This window comes from Bacteroides ovatus (genome assembly GCF_001314995.1).
GTDB classification, from domain to species: Bacteria; Bacteroidota; Bacteroidia; order Bacteroidales; family Bacteroidaceae; genus Bacteroides; species Bacteroides ovatus.
Genome location: NZ_CP012938.1, coordinates 1,406,566 through 1,430,012 on the forward strand (window position 1 = coordinate 1,406,566; position 23,447 = coordinate 1,430,012).

Annotated in this window: 14 protein-coding genes; 2 read left to right on the top strand and 12 right to left on the bottom strand. The window is 42.1% G+C overall.

Features of this window, described 5'->3' with window-relative positions; translation table 11 throughout:
• Position 1: 1 nt before the first annotated feature.
• The 12 genes from rfbB to glmS form a co-directional block, all read right to left on the bottom strand.
• The gene (rfbB, locus tag Bovatus_RS05780; protein ID WP_004300048.1) at positions 2-1,066 is read right to left on the bottom strand and encodes a dTDP-glucose 4,6-dehydratase; all 1,065 of its coding nucleotides are present in this window, start codon (positions 1,064-1,066) and stop codon (positions 2-4) included.
• A 4-nt stretch (positions 1,067-1,070) separates the two neighbouring features.
• Positions 1,071-1,958, bottom strand: a complete 888-nt coding sequence (gene rfbA / locus Bovatus_RS05785) for a glucose-1-phosphate thymidylyltransferase RfbA (protein WP_004300050.1) — start codon at positions 1,956-1,958, stop codon at positions 1,071-1,073.
• 1 nt (position 1,959) lies between these two features.
• The gene (locus Bovatus_RS05790) at positions 1,960-3,072 is read right to left on the bottom strand and encodes an MraY family glycosyltransferase (protein WP_004317895.1); all 1,113 of its coding nucleotides are present in this window, start codon (positions 3,070-3,072) and stop codon (positions 1,960-1,962) included.
• Positions 3,073-3,138: 66 nt separating this feature from the next.
• A complete protein-coding gene (locus Bovatus_RS05795; RefSeq protein ID WP_004300054.1) occupies positions 3,139-3,720 on the bottom strand; it encodes a UpxY family transcription antiterminator in 582 nt (193 codons plus the stop codon).
• 351 nt (positions 3,721-4,071) lie between these two features.
• Positions 4,072-5,019 carry a tyrosine-type recombinase/integrase gene (locus tag Bovatus_RS05800; protein ID WP_004317894.1) on the bottom strand — a complete coding sequence of 316 codons (948 nt, stop codon included), beginning with the start codon at positions 5,017-5,019 and terminating at the stop codon, positions 4,072-4,074.
• A gap of 144 nt (positions 5,020-5,163) precedes the next feature.
• On the bottom strand, positions 5,164-6,261 hold the full coding sequence (locus tag Bovatus_RS05805; protein ID WP_004300058.1) for a metallophosphoesterase family protein: 1,098 nt from the start codon (positions 6,259-6,261) through the stop codon (positions 5,164-5,166).
• A gap of 17 nt (positions 6,262-6,278) precedes the next feature.
• Positions 6,279-7,286: a lamin tail domain-containing protein gene (locus tag Bovatus_RS05810; protein ID WP_052587995.1), complete on the bottom strand. Its 1,008-nt coding sequence runs from the start codon at positions 7,284-7,286 to the stop codon at positions 6,279-6,281.
• 35 nt (positions 7,287-7,321) lie between these two features.
• Positions 7,322-8,692, bottom strand: coding sequence for an OprO/OprP family phosphate-selective porin (locus Bovatus_RS05815; RefSeq protein WP_004300062.1), 1,371 nt, complete (start codon positions 8,690-8,692; stop codon positions 7,322-7,324).
• Positions 8,693-8,863: 171 nt separating this feature from the next.
• Entirely contained in the window at positions 8,864-12,091 is a 3,228-nt protein-coding gene (carB, locus tag Bovatus_RS05820; RefSeq protein ID WP_004300066.1) for a carbamoyl-phosphate synthase (glutamine-hydrolyzing) large subunit, read from the bottom strand.
• A gap of 2 nt (positions 12,092-12,093) precedes the next feature.
• The gene (carA, locus tag Bovatus_RS05825; protein WP_004300068.1) at positions 12,094-13,239 is read right to left on the bottom strand and encodes a glutamine-hydrolyzing carbamoyl-phosphate synthase small subunit; all 1,146 of its coding nucleotides are present in this window, start codon (positions 13,237-13,239) and stop codon (positions 12,094-12,096) included.
• Positions 13,240-13,266: 27 nt separating this feature from the next.
• Positions 13,267-15,150: an amidophosphoribosyltransferase gene (locus Bovatus_RS05830; protein WP_004300070.1), complete on the bottom strand. Its 1,884-nt coding sequence runs from the start codon at positions 15,148-15,150 to the stop codon at positions 13,267-13,269.
• A gap of 28 nt (positions 15,151-15,178) precedes the next feature.
• Positions 15,179-17,023 (bottom strand): glutamine--fructose-6-phosphate transaminase (isomerizing), encoded by a 1,845-nt coding sequence (gene glmS, locus Bovatus_RS05835; protein WP_004300072.1) that lies wholly within the window; start codon positions 17,021-17,023, stop codon positions 15,179-15,181.
• Between the two features lie 362 nt (positions 17,024-17,385).
• Here glmS and gltB point away from each other — a divergent pair, with 362 nt between their 5' ends.
• Complete coding sequence (gene gltB / locus Bovatus_RS05840) at positions 17,386-21,936, top strand: glutamate synthase large subunit (protein ID WP_004300074.1); 4,551 nt, start codon at positions 17,386-17,388, stop codon at positions 21,934-21,936.
• Between the two features lie 166 nt (positions 21,937-22,102).
• Positions 22,103-23,446, top strand: a complete 1,344-nt coding sequence (locus Bovatus_RS05845; protein ID WP_004300076.1) for a glutamate synthase subunit beta — start codon at positions 22,103-22,105, stop codon at positions 23,444-23,446.
• Position 23,447: the final 1 nt, after the last annotated feature.

A 23,447-nucleotide genomic window follows, 5' to 3' on the forward strand; every position in this document is an offset into this window, starting at 1 on the left:
TTTATATTTTGTACATACTTTCATAATACTTATTATACTCTCCACTCGCTATATTTTCCATCCATTCGTTATTTTCCAAATACCAGCGAACAGTTTTTTCAATACCTTCCTCAAATTGCAAAGACGGTTCCCATCCTAATTCTTTTTTCAACTTATTAGAATCAATAGCATAGCGTAAATCATGTCCTTTTCTGTCAGCTACATATGTAATCAACTTTTCGGAAGTACCGTCCGGATTACCCAATAACCGATCCACAGTTTTAATGATAACCTTAATTAAATCAATATTTGTCCATTCATTGAAACCACCAATATTATAAGTCTCAGCTATTTTTCCTTTATGAAAAATGGTATCAATAGCACGTGCATGATCTACTACATACAACCAATCACGTACATTCTCACCCTTACCATAAACCGGTAAGGCTTTACCATGACGGATATTATTAATAAAAAGAGGTATAAGCTTTTCGGGAAATTGATAAGGCCCGTAATTGTTACTGCAATTGGTAACAATAACAGGCATTCCATATGTATCATGAAAAGCACGTACGAAATGATCACTACCAGCCTTGCTAGCAGAATAAGGACTATGTGGCTGATATTTTGTTTGTTCAGTGAAGAATGTTCCGTCAAAATCTAATGCACCATATACTTCATCTGTTGAAATATGATAAAAAAGTTTATGATCATATCCCGTTTCTGAAGTTTCCCAAGCCAACTTAGCTGCCTGTAATAATGAAAGAGTACCCATCACATTCGTTTGTGCAAAAATAAATGGATCTTTAATACTACGATCAACATGGCTTTCTGCTGCCAAATGTATCACACTATCAATATTATACTGTTTAAAAAGCTGTATTATTCTCTCAAAGTCACAAATATCAGCTTTTACAAAAGTATAATTCGGCTGACCTTCAATATCTTTCAAATTAGCTAAATTTCCAGCATAAGTCAACTTATCTAAATTTATAATATGATACTCAGGATATTTATTCACAAATAAGCGAACAACATGGCTTCCAATAAATCCTGCACCACCAGTAATCAATATATTCCGCTTCATCTTTCTATTTCTCTTTTAATTCATCTATTACATTCATCAAGTATTTCCCGTATTGATTCTTTAACATCGGCTGTGCCAATGCCATCTTTTTTTCAGGAGTAATCCAGCCTTTCCGAAAAGCAATTCCTTCTAAACAAGCTATTTTTAACCCCTGACGTTTTTCTATCACTTCAATAAAATTACTAGCCTCTGATAAAGAATCGTGCGTACCAGTATCAAGCCATGCAAAACCACGTCCTAAAAGTTGGACTTTTAATTCTTTAGTATCCAAGAAACATTGGTTTACTGTAGTTATTTCCAATTCTCCACGTGCAGATGGCTTGCTATTCTTTGCTATTTTAACCACTTTATTGGGATAGAAATAAAGGCCCACTACAGCATAGTTTGATTTTGGGTGAACAGGCTTTTCTTCCAATCCTAATACATTACCGTTTTTATCAAATTCCGCAACTCCATAACGTTCGGGATCTGATACCCAATAGCCAAATACAGTAGCTTTGTTTTCTTCTTCAGCCATGCGTACAGCTTCTTTTAGTATATAAGTCAGCCCCTGACCATGAAAAATATTATCTCCTAGTACTAAGCAAACCGAATCATCACCAATAAATTCCTCTCCAATAATGAATGCTTGCGCAAGACCATCAGGCGAAGGTTGTTCTGCATATTCAAAACGGACACCGAAATCAGAACCATCACCTAATAATCGTTGAAAACCAGGAAGATCATACGGAGTAGAAATTATTAAAATCTCACGAATACCTGCAAGCATCAAAACCGAAATGGGATAATAAATCATCGGTTTATCAAATATGGGAAGAAGCTGCTTACTAACTCCCTTGGTAATAGGGTACAAACGAGTACCAGATCCACCGGCTAAAACAATACCTTTCATTTTAATATAATCTGTTTAAATGTGTGCGCTTATCTCTCACTTTATCCCACCAAAGATTTAAAGCAATCCAGGCTACAATATCTCCTATCAATATCACAGTATTATTCACCCATGGTATCAATAAAATATTTACAGCACTAAATGCACAGGATATTAATATTATAATAATCATAGCTTTACGGGGTGTAAATCCCATTGCCAAAAATTTATGATGAATATGATTCTTATCTGGTTCAAAAGGGCTCTTTCCATTACGCAAACGTACCATTACCACACGAATCACATCAAAAGCTGGAATTATTAGTGTACTAAAGGCTATAAGAAAAGTACCTTTGGTATTAGAAATTACCTCAGGATTGTTCTGACTATATTTGATAGCAAGAAAACTTAGTATATACCCCAAAGTTAAGCTGCCGGTATCTCCCATAAATATTTTCCGTGCCCGTTCTGCATTACCGAAAACATTATAATAAAAGAAAGGAACTAATACACCTAAGGTACTAAACGCAAGCATACTATACATCCACAGCCCTTTCTCTATAAACAAAAGGCCAAAGACCAAAAGCGCAACACTACTCAATCCTGATGCTAATCCATCAATTCCATCTATTAAATTAATAGCATTAGTAATGAAAACAATGGTCAATATAGTAAAAGGAATACCAATCCAATTTGGAATTGCATATATCCCCAATAACCCATATAAGTCATTTATCCAAAGCTCTGCGATAGAAAAAAAACAAGCACAGAGAATTTGTATCACAAACTTTTGGCGATAACGCACTCCAATAAGGTCATCTGTAATTCCTGTCAAATATAAAAGAGTCAACCCACAGACTAAAAACAAACATTCCAATAAAAAACAAGTTGCATGTAAATCTGAAATATAATATCCTGTTATAGTACGGAATGCCAATACCAAACAACAAGAAAATAATATCGTTGGGAAAAAAGAAACTCCCCCCAAACGTGGAATGGCACATGTATGGATTTTACGTTTATCTGGTATATCAAATAATCTCTTACGAAGAGAAATTAGTAATATGCGAGGTATGACAAATAACGCTATACAGACAGAAATAACAAAAGCTAAGATTATAAATATATAATTCATTCGAATAATTATTTCATGAATAAAGTTTAATATTAAGCCCCATTTAGTTGATGCAATAATTCATTTTTATACAGCAACTTGATTTTCAATCTTTTCCACATACCCAACCGGCATATCCGCACAAGCACACCCCAACATATTTAACCGGACAGCAATCTTACTCCTGCCATCCACCGTGACAAGTTCTCCTACAAGACCAGTCAAAGGACCTTTGACAACACGTACTTTTTCACCACGTGCCAAAGGAGCGCTATTCATACAGATTGCCTCTTCGGAATAGTCGAGCATAAAACGGAAACGGGCCATTTGTTCATCAGGAATGATAGTCGGACTGCTCTCACCGCGCATTACCATATAACGACTAACGGTAGAAAAGGAAAGAACCTCTTTGCGTTCTTTAGGATCAGCATGTACAAAAACCATCATGGGAAGCAACACGGATTCAACCACTTTACGGCGGTCACTCCATTGATGGACTTCTTGCTGGACCGGTACAAAATTTTCAATCCCCATTTTGTCTAAACGTTCGGCTACCTTCTTCTCATGATGCATACGAACCAGAGCGACATACCAGCGTTTAGAGTGTGCTACGCCTTCCCCTGTCCCAATTTTAGGCCCAGCACTTAAAGTTTCTTTCGTTAGAATCATACTTTTTTACCCCTTAAGTTTCCGTTACTTCTTAGGTAACGGAAATTATTCGGTGCAAATATAGACAAATTTGTTAATAACATACAAGCAAAATTCCTTTTTTTTCTCTTTTTATTTAAATATACAGTAAAAATGTATCGGGACATGAAACATTCCTATTTCATGTTCTATGAATTCGACTGCCTATACTTTTCAAATATCTCTGTATATCAGGCAAAATGTATCTAAACTCCCTTGTTCGTACGTATTTCTTCTTCTTTTTGTGGTAGGTGTCCAGTACTCTATAATTTCCGTTACCTAAGAAGTAACAGCTGCGTATTTAGACTGGTTATCAAAGACTTAATATACTTTTCAAAGAATTCCCCTATAATTCCTGACGTAAGAATAATTCAGTCGATTTACTTTGGTACGCTCATTCAATTCAAAGCCTTTCAAGTAAATTTGTGTTGTCTTAATAGATTTATGCCCCAATGATTCGCTAATCATTTCGATAGGTACTCCCCTGTATTTAGCGGTAGTTGCCCAGGAATGACGAAATGTATAAGAAGTCACGGATGAATGGATACGTAATTTTTTAGCTAAACTCTTCAAATCATTATTAAAACGACGCAGTGTGGATTGATATTCTCTATATGCCGCTTCCCCATCCCGTTTATTTTTTCCACTTAATATATAAAAAAGATAATCCGGATGCTCGGGGAGAACAGCAGAATGCGTATTACGAAGTCGGGAAACAATACATGAAGCCGATTCTAAGATTTCTATACTCATTGGGGTTCCAGTCTTGATACGGTTGTACTTCAATATATTCCCCTCCAAATTCGACTTTTCCAGATGAGCAAGATCGGCGAAAGGCATTCCGCAAAATAAAAATAACAAATTAGCGATGGCTTGCGTCCGGCGAAGTTTTTCGGACTGCGGATCTTTATAAAGCAGCGTGTGTAATTCGTTTATAGGAATTGCTTTTTTCTGACGAGTATCTACTCCGGTAAAGACATCACGAAACAAGCGATGAATATAAGGAGCCTGATGAGTATCTACTCCCTTATTGTATATGCAACGTAACATTCGCATATAGGTGGAAATCGTGTTCAACTTCAAGCGGCAGGACATCAGATAACTGCTATACCGCTTCAAGTTCTCACGAGTAATCAAACTGAATGACACACATTCTGTTCCACAAAATATGGTGAAAGAGCGAAGTGCATTCTCATAAACATGTGCTGTGGCATAACGCCCTTCCTGACGCAAACAATTTATATAATTATTTGCACATACGGTAAATCCGTCTTTTCTCATAATTTACTTTCTATATTAATTGATTAAAATAAGTTTGATATTACGAGAAATAGAACGAATTTACAACAAAGAAGGTGATTTACGGTCGTTTTCTTATAAAGTTTTTAGTAACCTATACGATTTAATACTAAATTTGGCTATTTATCAGAAAGTGATAGTGCAAGAACTTCCCCATTGGATACTGGTTTTGTTTTCCGTATTCCACAAACATTCACGAGCCGTTAACAAGCGTTGATTCACATCCATGGTAACTACAATAAAGGAAAGTAGACGTTCGTCAGCAGAAGAATACTCACCTTTCATAGGGGAGTCCACCCGGAAAACAGGTAAATCAATTGTTCCATTTACCCCATTCCAGGTATAAAATTCATTGTAATTCTTATCTCCATGAAAGTAAGCCTTAATCATAGAATGAGAATGGATAAACTGCTCCAGCTTTTCCCAATTCTTTGTGGCTTTCTTTTTGACATCAGTCACCAGACAGGTATCTGCCAACAAATTCTGAAACTTATCTACTGAATTGATCGTATGCTTACCGTTCGGATTCGTAAAATGCTTGGTATCGGCAATGGGAGGATCATGGGTAAATAAAATAACAGGAGTAATCGTATCAGTTCCTATTTCCTGATCGAACCATTGACGCATATATGCATCAGGCCACATTCCCATAAAAACAAACCGTACCCCGTCCTTTACAAAGGAATAATGCACCTTATCCGTTTGATAATTAAAAGTCTCCGCCGTACGTTCCATCGCAGGGCGCATCATCCGGTTGAAAATACCGGCAGCACTGGATGCATCTTTTTCTGGAGATAAAACCTTGGAATAACCTATCGCATTAGAAATATCGTGATTACCCGGTACCAGATACAAAGGAGAACTTATCGATGAATCCCAATCACTGCAAAATTGACTCCATGATGTAGTAGCAGATTGAACTCCTTCTTCCATCCGATTGGCAATATCCCCCGTACAAACAACAAAATCAGGAGAACCAAATTTTATTCCTGCGCCCACCCCACTATCTTCCGGCAGCCGAGTTTCAGAAAGCAATTTGAAGGTTGCCAACATAGCACGACTTACCTCATCACTTCCCACTTCTTTTCCCCGAAATTCACGTTCAAGCCCATAATGTACGTCTGAACAATATATAAAACGAAGAATTCTTCCTTCGTCTGCTCCGGCAGCGGTGCAGCTAAAAAGAAGAATTCCCGTAAATAATAAAAGGATTAGCTTTCTCATTCCTTACAATTATAATCTTACCATTCTATTTTTGTACTTAGTCCGGCAGTGGTGCTATTACTCTCACCTTGAGTGGCTTTCATCATATACCATTCAGCACCGTTATCCTTACGGGCATACGCCATTCCCTCTGTTTCTCCATTGTATTTAGGTGTTTCTCCCCAAACCTCTTCACCGGCATCCGTTAGATTCTTAAATACGTCTATGGCAGTTTCTTCCGGTGAAAGAAGCTCAATCTTCACAGATTTTTTAGCGGAGAGTCCACTTGTAAAGCCTGTAGAATAATCCGCTTGATCCGAAAGAAGCACTAAAAAACCATGAGACTGTATTTTAGTTCCTTCGGGAGCTATATAAACAATATCCCCATCATCTTTTTTAATCTTTACTCCGGTTATATCCAGTTCATGACCTGTACTATTATACAACTCAATATATTTGGGTTTATTACCATTCAACTCATTCAGCACCAATCCAGTATAATCAATACCGGAAGGTCCTTCAGGTTCCGTAACTTTATTAGCCGTTCCTTTAGTAGCTTTCAATACAACAGTCCATTCTCCCGTACCGTCAGGAATACGTGAATAACTTCCTCCCACTTCATGTTTACCTCCATCACCAAATTCCGCATCCTTATCAAATTTGTCTATATCTTTACCAGAGGGCATTTGCAAAGTGATAGAAACAGATTTAGTATTTGATATTCCTTGAGTAAAATCAACGCCTTTGACTTTCAGCAAATATGCTTTACCGGCAATGGTTGCACCTTCCCCAAACGTATAAATAGCCTCCGAAACACCTTCTTCATCAGTTTTCACCAGTTTAACGCCATTGAGATTAATTGTTGTATTGGAAGTATTATAAATCTCAATCCAATCTTCTTCACTTGTATTCCCATCGTTTCCACAAATTTCATTCAATACCAATCCTGAATAATCAATATCAGTAGGAATTTCCGGTTCCGAGTCATCTTTACACCCAACCAAAGCCAAAGCACAAAGTGTGCTCATCAGCAAAAACTTTTTCATAATCATCTTTTTTTAGTTTATATCGTTATTCGCGTTTAAAAAGAAATCATTGTACGCAACTGAAATACATTAAAATCGATTCCTGAAGGCATTACTTCACTTAAAGGTTTACCTCCTTTGGTAATTTGTCCTTTAGAGTCGGCATATTTATCATTATTCATATAAATGTAATTCAGTCCAATCACCACATTACGTACAGGATACCAGTTCAACGAAGCAGAATAGCTAGTTGCCTTACCTCCTGTTATATACGCAGCCGGATCATGGAAATCATTCATATTTATATTACTGATACGAGCCGCAACTTCCAAATTCCCCCCTTTACGACGCATTTTCATTGGACCAAATTCCGCCTCATCCGGGGAGTATTGACGGTTTTCTCCCAATATCATATAAGATGCCGTAGCATACCAACCATTAAATACTGCATTTTTCAAATCAGTCTTTTGATTATTAGCACCATAGGTATAGCGGGATATGTTGTTATAAATATATTCTCCATAAGTCAGCAACTTACGATAACGGAATCCCAGTTCGAAGCCTGTAGTATAATAATGATTGACATTCGAAATCTCGGCTTGCACAAATCGGCGACGGTCTACCCTGCTCTCCGGGAAAGTCCGGAAAAGAACCGTTTTATTCTCCAGCCCTGAACCGGAAGGTGTCTGATAGTTAAAGTATCCGCCGACATGAATCGTCATATCTTCATTGTAAATAGGCGACACTGCTACACGGGTAGCCAAAGCATAACCGTCATTCCCTCTATTACGTTCTTTCTGAATAAGATCCACCTCCCTGCCAAATACTCCGGCGGAAGCCCACCAATGTTTTCCCCAACCAGTTCCGACAAGTCCCAGACGGCGCCCGTCAGCAAAAGCTTCCACTGCCATCGGACGTTCCGAAGCCATCAGATATTTGGAACTTGTTGTGCGTTCCATACTCATCGGAACTTTAAAATTTCCCGCCTTTACAAAGAAATGATTATTAAATTTATAGCCCAGATACATATCTTTTATTTCCACTTCATTGTAAGCGAAATCCAGATCCAGTTCTGCAAACCATTTTTTGTATAAAGTGGCTTTCACACCGAAACGTGCACGACGAATACTCACCCCGTTACTAAAACGGAATTGATTGTCATCGTCCTCCAGATCCTTGTTCGTTTTGGATGTCAGATCATCCACATTCGATGTGGGCGAATAAACCGCTGCATCCAAATAAATTCGATTATCAAACCATAAATGAAAGTTTTCATTTTTAGAAGCAAAGTGAAGTTTTCCACTCTCAAAATAAGCCTTTACAGGTATCTTACCCGATTCATCTTCCCAACCGGAAGTCGTGTTTTGTCCCCATACTGAAGTAAATGCCAACAGACCGGCAACCAGAATCATGTTTCTTTTTCTCATATCGTATCTCTATCGTTTTGCAGGCGCAAAGTAAACGACATGGAAATACAAATGAATGACAGAGTTATTACATTTCTACAACAACAAAGGCCGCTCCCGAATAACAGGAACGGCCTTACCATTTTCATTTCAATGTGATGTCAGCCTCTTTTCAAAAAGATGACATTCTGCTTATTTATACTCTGCCCAGCTCTTGATAGCTATATCATCCACACTCATCGTACAGAAGGCATTGATAAATGCACTAGCCAGACGGGCATTCGTAATCAACGGTATATTCAAGTCAATGGCAGCACGACGGATTTTATACCCATTACTTAATTCTCCGGCTGTCAGATTCTTCGGGATATTGACTACCATGTCGATCTCCTTGCGATGAAGCATCTCCAATGCTTGCGGATGTCCCTCCTCACTCGGCCAATAGACATGAGTACTTTCAATTCCATTCTCTGCAAGCGTTTTGTGTGTACCACCCGTTGCAAAGAGTTTGTATCCCTTATTCACCAACATACGGGCCGCATCCATCATATCGGCTTTCTGTTTCATTGTTCCCGTAGACAGCAGGATATTCTTCTTCGGAATACGATAGCCCACGGAAAGCATCGCTTTGAGTACGGCACAGGAAGTATCCATTCCGATACAACCCACTTCACCGGTAGAAGCCATATCTACCCCCAACACCGGATCGGCCTTCTGCAAACGGTTGAAGGAGAATTGGGAAGCCTTGATTCCCACATAATCCAGTTCGAAGAGATTTTTTTCCGGTTTCTCCACAGGCAGACCGAGCATTACTTTCGTTGCCAGCTCGATAAAGTTGATCTTCAACACTTTGCTGACAAACGGGAAAGAACGACTGGCACGCAGATTACATTCAATCACCTTGATATCGTTGTCTTTCGCCAGATACTGAATATTAAACGGACCGGAGATATTCAAAGCCTTAGCAATCTCACGGCTGATACGCTTAATACGGCGAACAGTTTCTACATACAGCTTTTGCGGCGGGAACTGAATCGTTGCATCGCCGGAATGTACTCCCGCAAATTCGATATGCTCACTTATAGCGTATGCTACAATTTCTCCATTCTGCGCCACCGCATCCATTTCCACTTCCTTGGCGTGTTCGATAAACTGGCTTACTACCACCGGATGTTTCTTCGATACATTAGCTGCCAGTTTCAAGAAACGTTCCAATTCTTCCTGGTTGGAACAAACATTCATCGCAGCTCCCGAAAGCACATAAGACGGACGAACAAGTACGGGGAAACCTACCTCTTCAACGAACTCCTGAATGTCATCCATAGAAGTTAATTCACGCCAACGGGGCTGATCCACACCGATACGGTCAAGCATGGCAGAGAATTTCTCACGATCTTCGGCATTATCAATACTCTTGGCACTCGTACCTAGAATATTGATCTTCTGTGCATCCAGACGCAAAGCAAGGTTATTTGGAATCTGGCCGCCGGTAGATACAATTACCCCATGCGGATTCTCCAGTTCCAGAATATCCATCACACGTTCAAAAGTCAATTCATCAAAGTACAAACGGTCGCACATATCGTAATCCGTAGATACGGTTTCAGGATTATAGTTAATCATGACACTGCGCCATCCCTCTTTGCGAATGGTATTCAAAGCCTGTACGCCACACCAGTCGAATTCTACGGAAGAACCGATACGATAAGCACCGGAACCCAATACGACGATGGATTTATGGTCGCCCAGATAACGCACATCATTTGCTACACCGCTATAAGTAAGATACAGATAATTGGTTTGTGCCGGGTATTCGGCTGCCAATGTATCGATCTGTTTCACTACCGGAAGAATGCCTGCCTCTTTACGGTGTTTGCGGATATAAAGAATTCCATCTTCCATATCACCTTCGTAACCGATGGCACGGGCAATCTGAAAATCGGAGAAACCTTGAATCTTAGCTTTACGAAGCAATTCGTTCGGCAAATCGGCAATCTGTTTGTGATTGTTTCCCCAACTATGCAGTTCTTCGGAAGTCTTCATAATATTCATTAACTTCTGCAAGAACCATTTATCAATCTTAGTCAATTCGTGCACCTGATCGATGGTGTAGCCAGCACGAAACGCTTTCGAGATCACGAAAATACGTTTATCGGTCGGTTCGCGCAAGGCTTTATCAATGTCGGAAATAACCAATTCTTTGTTCTCCACAAAACCATGCATTCCCTGTCCGATCATACGAAGACCTTTCTGGATAGCTTCTTCAAAAGTGCGTCCGATAGCCATCACTTCACCCACAGATTTCATAGAAGAACCCAACTCTTTATCTACACCGTGGAATTTACCTAAATCCCAACGAGGAATCTTACATACGACATAATCCAATGCCGGTTCGAAGAAAGCGGAAGTAGTCTTGGTTACAGAGTTCTTCAGGTCGAAGAGTCCATAACCCAATCCCAATTTGGCAGCAACGAAAGCCAGCGGATAACCGGTTGCCTTAGATGCCAAAGCCGATGAACGGGAAAGGCGGGCATTTACTTCGATCACCCGGTAATCTTCGGATTCGGGATCGAAGGCATATTGTACGTTACATTCACCCACGATACCGATATGGCGGATGATACGTATTGCCAATTCCCGAAGTTTATGATACTCTTTATTGGTAAGCGTCTGTGAAGGAGCAATAACGATAGACTCACCGGTATGGATACCCAGCGGATCGAAGTTTTCCATATTACAAACGGTGATACAGTTATCGAAACGGTCACGTACCACTTCATATTCCACTTCTTTCCAGCCGCGAAGTGATTTCTCCACTAATACCTGTGGGGAGAAAGAGAATGCTTTTTCTACCAGCACATCCAGTTGCTGTTCATTATCACAGAAACCGGACCCCAAGCCTCCTAACGCATAAGCGGCACGAACAATTACAGGATAACCCAGTTCTTTTGCTGCGCGACGTGCATCTTCCACATTTTCTACGGCTTCACTCTTGATGTTTTTTACATTGATCTCATTCAATTTATGAACAAAAAGTTCACGGTCCTCGGTATCCATAATGGCCTGCACCGGAGTACCCAGCACTTTCACATTATATTTTTCAAGAATACCTTCTTTATACAATGCTACTCCACAGTTCAGAGCTGTCTGACCACCGAACGCCAGCATAATACCTTCCGGTTTTTCTTTCTGGATCACTTTCTCTACGAAATACGGAGTCACCGGAAGAAAGTAAATTTGATCTGCCACTCCTTCGGAAGTCTGTACCGTAGCAATATTCGGATTGATAAGAATGGTTTCAATCCCCTCTTCTTTCAAGGCTTTAAGTGCCTGTGAACCGGAATAGTCAAATTCACCAGCCTCACCGATTTTCAGGGCACCTGAACCCAATAGCAATACTTTCTTTATATTTTCTTTCATTGTTACAATAGTTTTACAAATTCGTCGAACAGGAATTCCGTATCCGTAGGTCCACTCGCAGCTTCCGGGTGGAATTGCGCAGAGAACCAAGGATTCTTTTTATGTTTGATTCCCTCATTGGATCCATCGTTCATATTGATGAACAACGGTTCCCAATCTGCACTCAACGTATTATTATCTACGGCATAACCGTGATTTTGTGAAGTGATGAAACAACGTTCTGTACCTAGCATACGCACCGGCTGGTTGTGGCTACGATGTCCGTATTTCAATTTATAAATCTTGGCTCCGCCCGCTTTTGAAAGCAACTGATTACCCATACAGATGCCGAAGATAGGCAATTTTTCATTTGCCATCGCCTTACGTATATTCTGTACCGCAGCATCACAAGTATCCGGGTCACCCGGTCCGTTGGAGATAAATAACCCGTCAAATTCGAGTCCGTTATAATCATAATCCCAAGGCACCCGGATCACTTCTACATTACGTTTCAGCAGACAACGAATAATATTTGTCTTTACACCGCAATCTACCAGGACAACCTTCTTAAATTGAGAACTGAAAGTTGAGAATTGAGAATTAAGCTGCGCATAAGAGCTATTTACGGAGAAAGTTTGTGAAGTTCCGGCAGGAAGATAGCAAATAATCTCTTTGCAAGATACACGATCTACATAATTGACGCCTGCGTATGCTGCTTCAGGCACATTATCCGGTTCATCATCGAAAACGATTTTTCCCATCATTACTCCATGTTCACGAAGAACCTTAGTCAGTTCGCGCGTATCAATGCCTGTGATACCGGGAATCTGCTCACGTTTCAACCAATCACCAAGACTTTCCACCGCATTCCAGTGGCTGTATTCATAAGAATAGTCACTTACGATAATCGCTTCCGCGTGGATTTTCTCACTTTCCATGAAAGTGGCAAGTCCATTCGGTTCGATGGTAAAAGGAGGAACACCGTAGTTACCTACCAAAGGATAGGTAAGCGTCATCAACTGTCCGGCATAGGAAGGGTCAGTGAGGCTCTCCGGATATCCGGTCATGGCAGTATTAAAAACTACTTCGCCTGCCACCGGCTTCTCGTAGCCAAACGACTTACCGGAAAACCGGCTCCCGTCGTCAAGGATTAATGTCACATTTCTCATTCTTATTATTGAATCGTTGTATGGTTGTTAGAATTGATACATTTGTTCTATATAGTCGATGAATGCCCGGTTCACCATTTTCACGCCTCCCGGTGTAGGATAGTTACCGCTAAAATACCAGTCGCCTTTATGATGCGGACAAGCCTCGTGCAATCCCTCCAACGGTTGATAGACAATTTCCACTTTCGCCTTTGTTCCCTTGGGAGTCAGCAGTTCCACCATCTTGGCAGAGATTTCCTCATCGGTGAACGGAGCATAGATATCCTTCACATAGTTTACCATCTGCTCTTTCGGCAGTCCCACCTGATCTTTCGATTTACGATAGGCAGCCGCAATCACATCTTTCATATCCCGCTCCTTTAAAAGTTCGACAGCAGCCCTGAAAGCGATAAACTCGCTCATCTTTGCCATATCGATACCGTAATAGTCAGGATAACGGACTTGCGGAGAGGAAGATACTATCACAATCTTCTTCGGACCGAGACGGTCGAGAATACCGATAATACTTTGTTTCAGCGTAGTACCACGCACAATGCTGTCGTCAATAATCACCAGATTATCGACACCGGGCACCAGACTTCCGTATGTAATGTCATACACATGGGCTGCCAGATCATTACGACTGTTTCCTTCGGCAATAAACGTACGGAGCTTGATATCCTTGATCGCCACCTTTTCGCTACGGATACGACGGGAAAGAATGACTTCCAGTTCCTCCATATCCGGATGATGTCCCAATGCGGCAATTTGCTGCACTTTCTCCTCATTCAAGTAGTCGTCCAGTCCCTGCAACATTCCGTAGAAAGCCACCTCCGCAGTGTTGGGAATAAAAGAGAAAACCGTATGATCGATGTCATTATTGATAGCTTTCAATATTCTCGGAACCAACTTTTCACCCAACCGTTTCCTTTCCTTATAAATATCGACATCACTCCCACGGGAGAAATAGATACGTTCGAAAGAACAGGCATGATTTTCGCGCGGCTTGTTAATTTGCGAAGTACGGATTTTACCTTCTTTGCTGATTAACAATGCTTGCCCCGGTTGCAATTCTTTGATTTCCTCGAACGGAACATTCAAAGCCGTCTGGATCACCGGACGCTCGGAAGCAAGAACAGCTATCTCATCATCCTGATACCAGAATGCAGGCCGGATTCCCCATGGGTCGCGGATGGCGAAGGACTCGCCGCTTCCGGTCAATCCGCAGATCACGTATCCCCCATCCCATTCGCGGCTGGAAGTACGCAACACGTTTGCCAAATCAATATATTCTTCTATATAATGAGTGATTCCCATGCCCGTAAGCCCCTCGGCTTCGGCAAGATTGAATACACGCTCCACTTCACGGTCAAGACGGTGTCCCACCTGCTCCAACATGATATATGTATCGGCATATTTACGCGGATGCTGACCAATGGCAGTGATACGGGCAAATATCTCGTCTACATTCGTCATATTGAAATTTCCGCAGAGAGCCAGATTCTTGGCGCGCCAGTTATTTCTTCTTAAAAATGGATGCACATAAGAGATTCCGGATTTTCCCGTCGTGGAATAACGAAGATGTCCCATATATACTTCACCGGCAAAAGGCAAAGTTCGTTTGGCATACGCTGCATCGTGCAACTGTTCGGGAGTGAGATCCTTAAAATTGTTTTGAACGTTTTCAAAGATTTCCGTAATGGCTCCGGAACCTAAAGCGCGTTCACGAAACATATATTCTTCGCCCGGATTTGCTTCCAGTTTCACACACGCCAGTCCCGCACCTTCCTGTCCACGATTATGCTGCTTCTCCATCAACAGGTAGAGTTTATTAAGACCGTACATCCATGTCCCGTACTTTTTCTCGTAATACTCTAACGGTTTGAGCAAGCGTATCATGGCAACGCCACATTCATGTTTCAATTGTTCCATCTCTCTATATACTAGTTACTACTTAAAGTTACTCTACTGTTACCGACTTCGCCAGATTTCTCGGCTGATCCACATCCATCCCTTTGCATACCGCAATGTGGTAAGCAAGAAGTTGGAGAGGTACCGTAGTTATTAACGGATCGAGACATTCGATTGTTTCAGGAAGTTCGATACTACAGTCAGCAATCTTGCTGATAACGGTATCTCCTTTCGTCACAAACGCAATCACTTTTCCTTTCCGTGCCTTGATCTCCTGAATATTACTTAATACTTTCTCATACAATCCATTCTGCGTAGCAATCACCACTACCGGCATTTCCGCATCAATCAGAGCAATCGGTCCGTGTTTCATCTCCGCAGCCGGATAACCTTCGGCGTGAATATACGATATTTCTTTCAATTTCAATGCACCTTCCAGAGCAACGGGATAACTATATCCGCGTCCCAGGTAAATAAAATTATGCGCATAAGTGAAAGTTTTCGATAACTCCGCCAAAGTATCATTCAAATCCAACACCTCTTTCATTTTTTCCGGAATATGATTTAACTCCTGTACGATTGAAAGATAATGCTGTTCGTCAATGGTTCCTTTCGCTTTGGCAAGTGTCAATGCCAACATCGCCAATACAGTGACCTGTCCGGTAAATGCTTTGGTAGAAGCCACTCCGATCTCCGGACCCACATGAATATATGAACCGGTATGAGTGGCACGGGGAATAGAAGAGCCAATCGCATTGCAAATACCATATATAAATGCTCCGCGGCTTTTCGCCAATTCCACAGCAGCCAATGTATCTGCCGTCTCACCACTCTGGGAAATTGCTATCACCACATCCTGCCCGTCAATCACCGGATCACGGTAGCGGAATTCGGAAGCATACTCCACTTCCACCGGTATGCGGCAGAAACTCTCAATCAGATGCTTACCGATCAGTCCGGCATGCCAGGAAGTTCCGCAAGCAACAATAATAAACCGTTTGGCATTCAGCAGCTTTTCCCGATGATCTATCACAGCAGAAAGTACCACATTATCAGCTTCCACATTAATACGTCCGCGCATACAATCATGAATACAATCGGGCTGTTCGAAAATCTCTTTCAACATAAAGTGCGGATATCCCCCTTTTTCCAACTGACCGAGGTTGAGTTCCACCTTCTTTATTTCAGGTATCATTTCGACATTGCTCAAGTTGACCACCTTCAACTCCTTCCCCAGATTCAAGACAGCAATTTCCCCGTCTTCCAGATAGACCACCTTGTCGGTATATTCTACAATCGGAGTAGCATCCGAAGCAAGAAAGAACTCATTCTCTCCAATCCCCACTACCAACGGACTGCTCTTACGGGCAGCAATAATTTCATCAGGATGCTCCTTATCAAGAATCGCAATCGCATAAGCACCAATCACCTCTCCTAATGCCAACTGAACAGCCGTCAACAGACTGACCTGATTAGTGACTTTCATGTATTCTATTAATTGAACGAGGACTTCGGTATCTGTACTACTTTTAAAAATATAGCCTTTGTCTTGAAGTTTTTCTTTGAGAACGGCATAGTTTTCAATAATACCGTTATGAATGAGAGCGAGCTTTTCGGAAGAAGAGTAATGAGGGTGGGCGTTAGCGGAACAAGGTTCCCCGTGAGTAGCCCAACGGGTATGGGCAATTCCGATTGTACCGGAAATATCTTTCTGTGTGACGAAATTTTCAAGATCAGAGACTTTTCCTTTCGTCTTATACACATTTAACTGTTGGTCATCACTAATGATTGCTACCCCCGCGCTGTCATATCCACGATACTCCAGTCGCTTCAGCCCTTTGATAAGGATAGGGTAGGCTTTTCGTTTACCAATATAGCCTACTATTCCACACATATTATGATATTTTTATTTCGCCTGCAAATATACACATTACAAATAACATAAAGACAACAAAAAGCATATTTATTTGACATAAACGCATAAAAAAGTTGCAAACACATCAAAAAGTTAAATAATATATTATTTTTAGCTCAAAAAGAAACAAATTACAATCAGCTTCAAATAAGGATAAATAAGCTAACAAATTAAAAGTAAATTTCCTGTTTTTAATAACAAATTAAAAGAATAAAGATTCCTATTCTTATTTCGCGTCACACAAAAGCTAAATTTTACTATCATTTTGAAATTAAAACATTAACTTTGCCAAACAATTTGATACATCAAATAGGTATTATCATACAATAAAGCTAGTAAGAATGAAGAAACAAGAACTTTTTAACAACGTAACAGAAGGATTCCTTTACCAACGACAGCCCCAGCAGATGGGCTTGTACGATGCGGCATACGAGCACGATGCCTGCGGTGTCGGTATGCTGGTTAACATTCATGGAGAAAAGTCACACGACATTGTTGAGTCGGCTTTAAAGGTATTAGAGAACATGCGCCATCGCGGTGCCGAGGGTGCGGATAACAAGACCGGTGACGGTGCAGGTATCATGCTTCAAATTCCGCATGAGTTTATTTTATTACAAGGTATTCCTGTCCCCGAAAAAGGACGGTACGGCACAGGATTATTGTTTTTACCGAAAAACGAAAAAGACCAGGCAGCTATTCTAAGTATTATTATTGAAGAAATTGAAAAAGAAGGACTCACATTGATGCATTTGCGCAATGTGCCCACCTGCCCCGAAATCCTGGGAGAATCGGCTCTGGCAAACGAACCGGACATCAAACAAGTATTCATTACCGGATTTACGGAAACGGAAACTGCCGACCGGAAGTTATACCTGATCCGGAAAAGAATCGAAAATAAAGTCAGATTGTCATCTATTCCGGCAAAAGACGATTTTTATGTCGTGTCACTCTCTACCAAAAGCATTATATATAAAGGTATGCTTTCATCATTACAGCTGCGCAACTACTATCCGGACCTGACAAATAGCTATTTTACCAGCGGACTGGCATTGGTGCACTCTCGTTTCAGTACCAATACATTCCCCACATGGGGATTGGCACAGCCATTCCGCCTGCTGGCACACAATGGTGAAATCAATACTATCCGTGGTAACCGAGGATGGATGGAAGCCCGTGAAAGTGTACTCTCCACTCCCACTTTAGGCGATATAAAAGAAATCCGCCCGATTATACAACCGGGCATGAGCGACAGTGCTTCTCTGGACAATGTACTAGAGTTCCTGGTGATGTCAGGATTGAGCCTGCCACATGCCATGGCTATGCTCGTGCCGGAATCTTTCAACGAGAAGAACCCGATCAGTGAGGATCTGAAATCATTCTACGAATACCACTCCATCCTGATGGAACCGTGGGACGGACCGGCCGCACTACTATTCAGCGACGGACGATTTGCCGGAGGTATGCTCGACCGCAATGGCCTGCGCCCTGCCCGTTATCTGATTACTAAAAACGATATGATGGTAGTGGCTTCGGAAGTCGGTGTTATGGATTTCGAACCGGGAGACATCAAAGAAAAAGGTCGCTTACAGCCCGGCAAAATCTTGCTGGTGGATACGGAAAAAGGCGAGATCTACTATGACGACGAACTAAAAAAACAGTTGGCTGAAGCCAAGCCTTACCGCACCTGGCTATCTACCAACCGAATCGAGCTGGATGAACTGAAAAGCGGGCGCAAAGTTCCTCATCACGTAGAAAACTACGACCGGATGCTTCGTACTTTCGGCTACTCCAAAGAGGACATCGAGAGGCTGATTATGCCAATGGCAAGCACCGGAGCAGAACCGATCAATTCAATGGGTAACGATACGCCACTCGCCGTACTTTCAGATAAGCCACAGTTGCTTTACAACTATTTCCGTCAGCAATTTGCACAGGTAACCAATCCGCCCATCGATCCACTTCGTGAAGAACTGGTGATGTCATTGACGGAATACATTGGAGCAGTCGGTATGAATATTCTGACGCCCAGTGAAAGTCATTGCAAAATGGTACGCCTGAATCATCCGATTTTAAGCAATACCCAACTGGATATTCTTTGTAATATCCGGTATAAAGGCTTCAAAACAGTCAAACTACCCATGTTGTTTGAGGTTGCAAAAGGGAAAGCCGGATTGCAGGAAGCACTGACCCATCTTTGTAAAATGGCGGAAGAATCCGTGACGGAAGGTGTAAACTACATTGTCCTGACGGACCGTGAGGTGGATATTACCCATGCTGCCATTCCATCATTGCTGGCAGTAAGCGCTGTTCATCATCACCTGATTTCAGTTGGTAAACGGGTGCAAACGGCATTGATCGTAGAAAGTGGTGAAATACGTGAAGTGATGCACGCCGCGTTATTATTGGGTTTCGGAGCAAGTGCCCTGAATCCTTACATGGCATTCGCTGTCCTCGACCGACTGGTAAAAGACAAGGATATTCAGTTAGATTATACCACTGCTGAAAAGAACTATATCAAATCCATCTGTAAAGGCTTGTTTAAAATCATGAGTAAGATGGGTATCTCTACGATCCGCTCCTATCGTGGTGCTAAGATTTTCGAAGCTGTCGGTTTGAGTGAAGAATTGAGCAAGGCTTATTTTGGAGGACTCGGTTCACCGATCGGAGGTATCCGTCTGGAAGAAATAGCCAGAGATGCCATTGCTTTCCATAAAGAAGGATTTGAAAGTATTAAAAATGAAGAGTTATTAAAAAATAACGGTTTGTATGCTTTCCGTAAAGATGGAGAAAAGCACGCATGGAATCCGGAAACAATCAGCACTCTGCAATTGGCTACACGACTGGGGAGTTATAAGAAATTTAAAGAGTACACCCATCTGGTAGACGAAAAAGAGAAGCCTATTTTCCTTCGTGACTTCCTGGGATTCCGTCGTAATCCTATTTCTATCGATCAGGTGGAACCGGTGGAAAATATTCTGCATCGTTTCGTCACAGGAGCTATGTCTTTTGGTTCCATCAGCAAAGAAGCCCATGAGGCAATGGCTATTGCCATGAATAAAATCCACGGACGCAGTAATACTGGTGAAGGTGGTGAAGATGCCGCGCGTTTCCAACCGTTGCCGGATGGCAGTTCTTTACGAAGTGCGATCAAGCAGGTAGCTTCTGGTCGTTTCGGTGTAACGGCAGAGTATCTGGTGAATGCGGACGAAATTCAAATTAAGATAGCACAGGGAGCCAAACCGGGTGAAGGGGGACAACTTCCGGGATTTAAGGTAAATGATGTGATTGCGAAAACACGTCATTCCATTCCGGGGATTTCGCTGATTTCTCCCCCGCCCCATCATGATATTTATTCGATTGAGGATTTGGCTCAACTGATCTTCGATTTGAAAAATGTAAATCCACAGGCCAAAATCAGTGTAAAACTGGTAGCAGAAAGTGGTGTCGGTACAATTGCCGCCGGTGTGGCAAAAGCAAAGGCGGATTTGATTGTCATCTCTGGCGCCGAAGGGGGGACGGGTGCTTCTCCTGCTTCTTCTATCCGCTATGCGGGTATCTCGCCGGAATTAGGATTGAGCGAAACACAGCAAACACTGGTTCTGAACGGACTTCGTGGCCAAGTAGTTCTGCAAGCCGACGGACAGCTGAAAACGGGACGGGATATCATCTTAATGGCATTGATGGGTGCCGAAGAATATGGTTTCGCCACCTCTGCATTAATCGTATTGGGTTGTGTAATGATGCGTAAATGTCATCAGAACACTTGTCCGGTAGGAGTTGCCACGCAGAATGAAGAGTTACGCAAACGCTTTCATGGACGCAGTGAATATTTAGTAAACTTTTTCACATTCCTGGCACAGGAAGTCCGTGAGCATTTGGCTGAAATGGGATTCACCCGGATGGATGACATCATCGGACGTACAGACTTAATCGAACGCAAGTCCGATGTCAATGACCCGAATCCGAAACATGCTTTAATCGACTTCACCAAATTGCTGGCACGTGTTGACAACAGTGCGGCTATCCGTCATGTCATCGATCAGGATCATGGAATTTCTGCTGTAAAGGATGTAACCATCATCGATGCCGCACAGGAAGCTATCGAACATGAGAAAGAGATTTCTTTAGAATATACGATTGCCAATACAGACCGTGCAATAGGTGCTATGCTTTCCGGAGTAATCGCCAAGAAATACGGTGCCAAAGGATTGCCGGAACATACGCTGAATGTAAAATTCAAAGGTTCGGCAGGTCAATCTTTCGGAGCTTTTCTCGTACCGGGAGTTAATTTTAAACTGGAAGGTGAAGCGAATGATTACTTGGGTAAAGGATTGAGTGGTGGACGTATCTCCGTATTGCCTCCTATCCGCAGCAACTTCGAAGCCGAAAAAAATACAATCGCCGGTAATACCTTGCTTTATGGCGCAACAAGCGGTGAAGTATATATCAACGGCCGTGTAGGAGAACGTTTCGCTGTTCGTAACTCCGGCGCAGTTGCCGTCGTAGAAGGCGTGGGTGACCATTGTTGCGAATACATGACCGGAGGTCGTGTGGTAGTCCTCGGACAAACCGGACGTAACTTTGCAGCCGGTATGAGTGGCGGTGTGGCTTATGTATGGAACAAGGACGGCAACTTCGATTATTTCTGCAACATGGAAATGGTAGAACTATCACTCATCGAAGAAGCCAGCTACCGGAAAGAGTTGCACGAACTAATCCGCCAGCATTACCTCTACACAGGCTCGAAACTGGCACGCACTATGCTCGACAACTGGAATCATTACGTAGATCAATTCATCCAAGTAGTGCCCATCGAATACAAAAAAGTACTACAGGAAGAACAAATGAGAAAGTTACAACAAAAAATTGCAGATATGCAAAGAGACTATTAGATAAATTGAGAATTGAAAATTAAAAATTGAGAAATAAATGTAGTGAATACTTGTTTCCAATTCTATTATTTTTCAACTTTTAATTTTCAATTTAACAACTTCTTGATTTAATAATTTCTCGATCACCAACTATTTTTCAATTTTTAATTCTCAATTTTTAATTTATATGGGAGATCCTAGAGCATTTTTAAATATAGCTCGTCAGGAGGCGGGATATCGCCCTGTGAGCGAGCGAATCACTGACTACAGTCAGGTGGAACAGACATTGAATACAAATAGCCGTAAGTTGCAGGCATCACGCTGCATGGATTGCGGGGTACCTTTCTGTCATTGGGCATGTCCGATAGGGAATAAACAACCGGAATGGCAGGATGCATTGTACAGGGGGAAATGGAAAGAGGCTTACGAGGTGTTGTCGTCTACTTGCGATTTTCCGGAATTTACAGGACGTATCTGTCCTGCCCTTTGCGAGAAATCATGCGTGTTGAAACTTTCGTGCGATCAGCCGGTAACCATTCGTGAGAATGAGGCGGCAATCGTGGAAGCGGCTTTTCGTGAAGGATATATACAGGTAAAGACTCCGGAAAGAAACGGAAAGAAAGTAGCGGTGATTGGTGCAGGTCCTGCCGGACTGGTAGTTGCCAATCAGTTAAATATAAAAGGATATAGCGTTACTCTATTCGATAAGGATGAAGCTCCCGGAGGATTACTGCGATTTGGCATCCCTAATTTCAAACTGGACAAGAATGTAATCGACCGACGGATGAAGATATTGGCCGCAGAAGGAATCCGGTTTGAGATGGGAGTAGAAATAGATGTCAATCATTTACCGGAAGGATTCGATGCTTACTGCATCTGTACCGGAACACCGGCAGCACGTGACTTGAGTATTCCGGGACGTGAACTGAAAGGGATTCATTTCGCACTCGAAATGCTGGCACAACAGAACAGGATTCTGGCAGGACAGACTTTCCCGAAAGACAAGTTGGTAAATGCCAAAGGCAAAAAGGTTCTCGTGATAGGTGGCGGTGATACCGGTTCCGACTGTATCGGAACCAGCGTGCGACAAGGAGCCGTCAGTGTCACTCAAATAGAGATCATGCCGAAACCTCCTGTCGGATACAATCCGGCTACCCCATGGCCTCAATGGCCGGTAGTCTTCAAAACGACTTCCAGCCATGAAGAAGGTTGTACACGCCGTTGGTGTCTGGCTTCCAATCAGTTTCTCGGAAAGAATGGAAAAGTGACAGGCGTAGAAGTGGAAGAAGTGGAATGGATTCCGGCAACAGATGGCGGACGCCCCACGATGAAACCGACAGGAAAGAAGGAAGTCATCGAAGCGGACATGGTATTACTGGCGATGGGATTCCTGAAACCGGAACAGCCGAAGTTTGCCGAAAATGTATTCCTTGCCGGAGATGCGGATACAGGAACCAGCCTCGTCGTACGTGCCATGGCAGGAGGACGAAAAGCGGCTGCAGAAATAGACACTTACTTGACGAAAGTGTAAA

Excerpts from the sequence above, each read along its gene's own strand:
- rfbB (WP_004300048.1), bottom strand. The coding sequence starts at position 1,066 with ATGAAGCGGAATATATTGATTACTGGTGGTGCAGGATTTATTGGAAGC.
- rfbA (WP_004300050.1), bottom strand. The coding sequence starts at position 1,958 with ATGAAAGGTATTGTTTTAGCCGGTGGATCTGGTACTCGTTTGTACCCT.
- Bovatus_RS05790 (WP_004317895.1), bottom strand. The coding sequence starts at position 3,072 with ATGAATTATATATTTATAATCTTAGCTTTTGTTATTTCTGTCTGTATA.
- Bovatus_RS05795 (WP_004300054.1), bottom strand. The coding sequence starts at position 3,720 with ATGATTCTAACGAAAGAAACTTTAAGTGCTGGGCCTAAAATTGGGACA.
- Bovatus_RS05800 (WP_004317894.1), bottom strand. The coding sequence starts at position 5,019 with ATGAGAAAAGACGGATTTACCGTATGTGCAAATAATTATATAAATTGT.
- Bovatus_RS05805 (WP_004300058.1), bottom strand. The coding sequence starts at position 6,261 with ATGAGAAAGCTAATCCTTTTATTATTTACGGGAATTCTTCTTTTTAGC.
- Bovatus_RS05810 (WP_052587995.1), bottom strand. The coding sequence starts at position 7,286 with ATGAAAAAGTTTTTGCTGATGAGCACACTTTGTGCTTTGGCTTTGGTT.
- Bovatus_RS05815 (WP_004300062.1), bottom strand. The coding sequence starts at position 8,692 with ATGAGAAAAAGAAACATGATTCTGGTTGCCGGTCTGTTGGCATTTACT.
- carB (WP_004300066.1), bottom strand. The coding sequence starts at position 12,091 with ATGAAAGAAAATATAAAGAAAGTATTGCTATTGGGTTCAGGTGCCCTG.
- carA (WP_004300068.1), bottom strand. The coding sequence starts at position 13,239 with ATGAGAAATGTGACATTAATCCTTGACGACGGGAGCCGGTTTTCCGGT.
- Bovatus_RS05830 (WP_004300070.1), bottom strand. The coding sequence starts at position 15,150 with ATGGAACAATTGAAACATGAATGTGGCGTTGCCATGATACGCTTGCTC.
- glmS (WP_004300072.1), bottom strand. The coding sequence starts at position 17,023 with ATGTGTGGAATAGTAGGCTATATTGGTAAACGAAAAGCCTACCCTATC.
- gltB (WP_004300074.1), top strand. The coding sequence starts at position 17,386 with ATGAAGAAACAAGAACTTTTTAACAACGTAACAGAAGGATTCCTTTAC.
- Bovatus_RS05845 (WP_004300076.1), top strand. The coding sequence starts at position 22,103 with ATGGGAGATCCTAGAGCATTTTTAAATATAGCTCGTCAGGAGGCGGGA.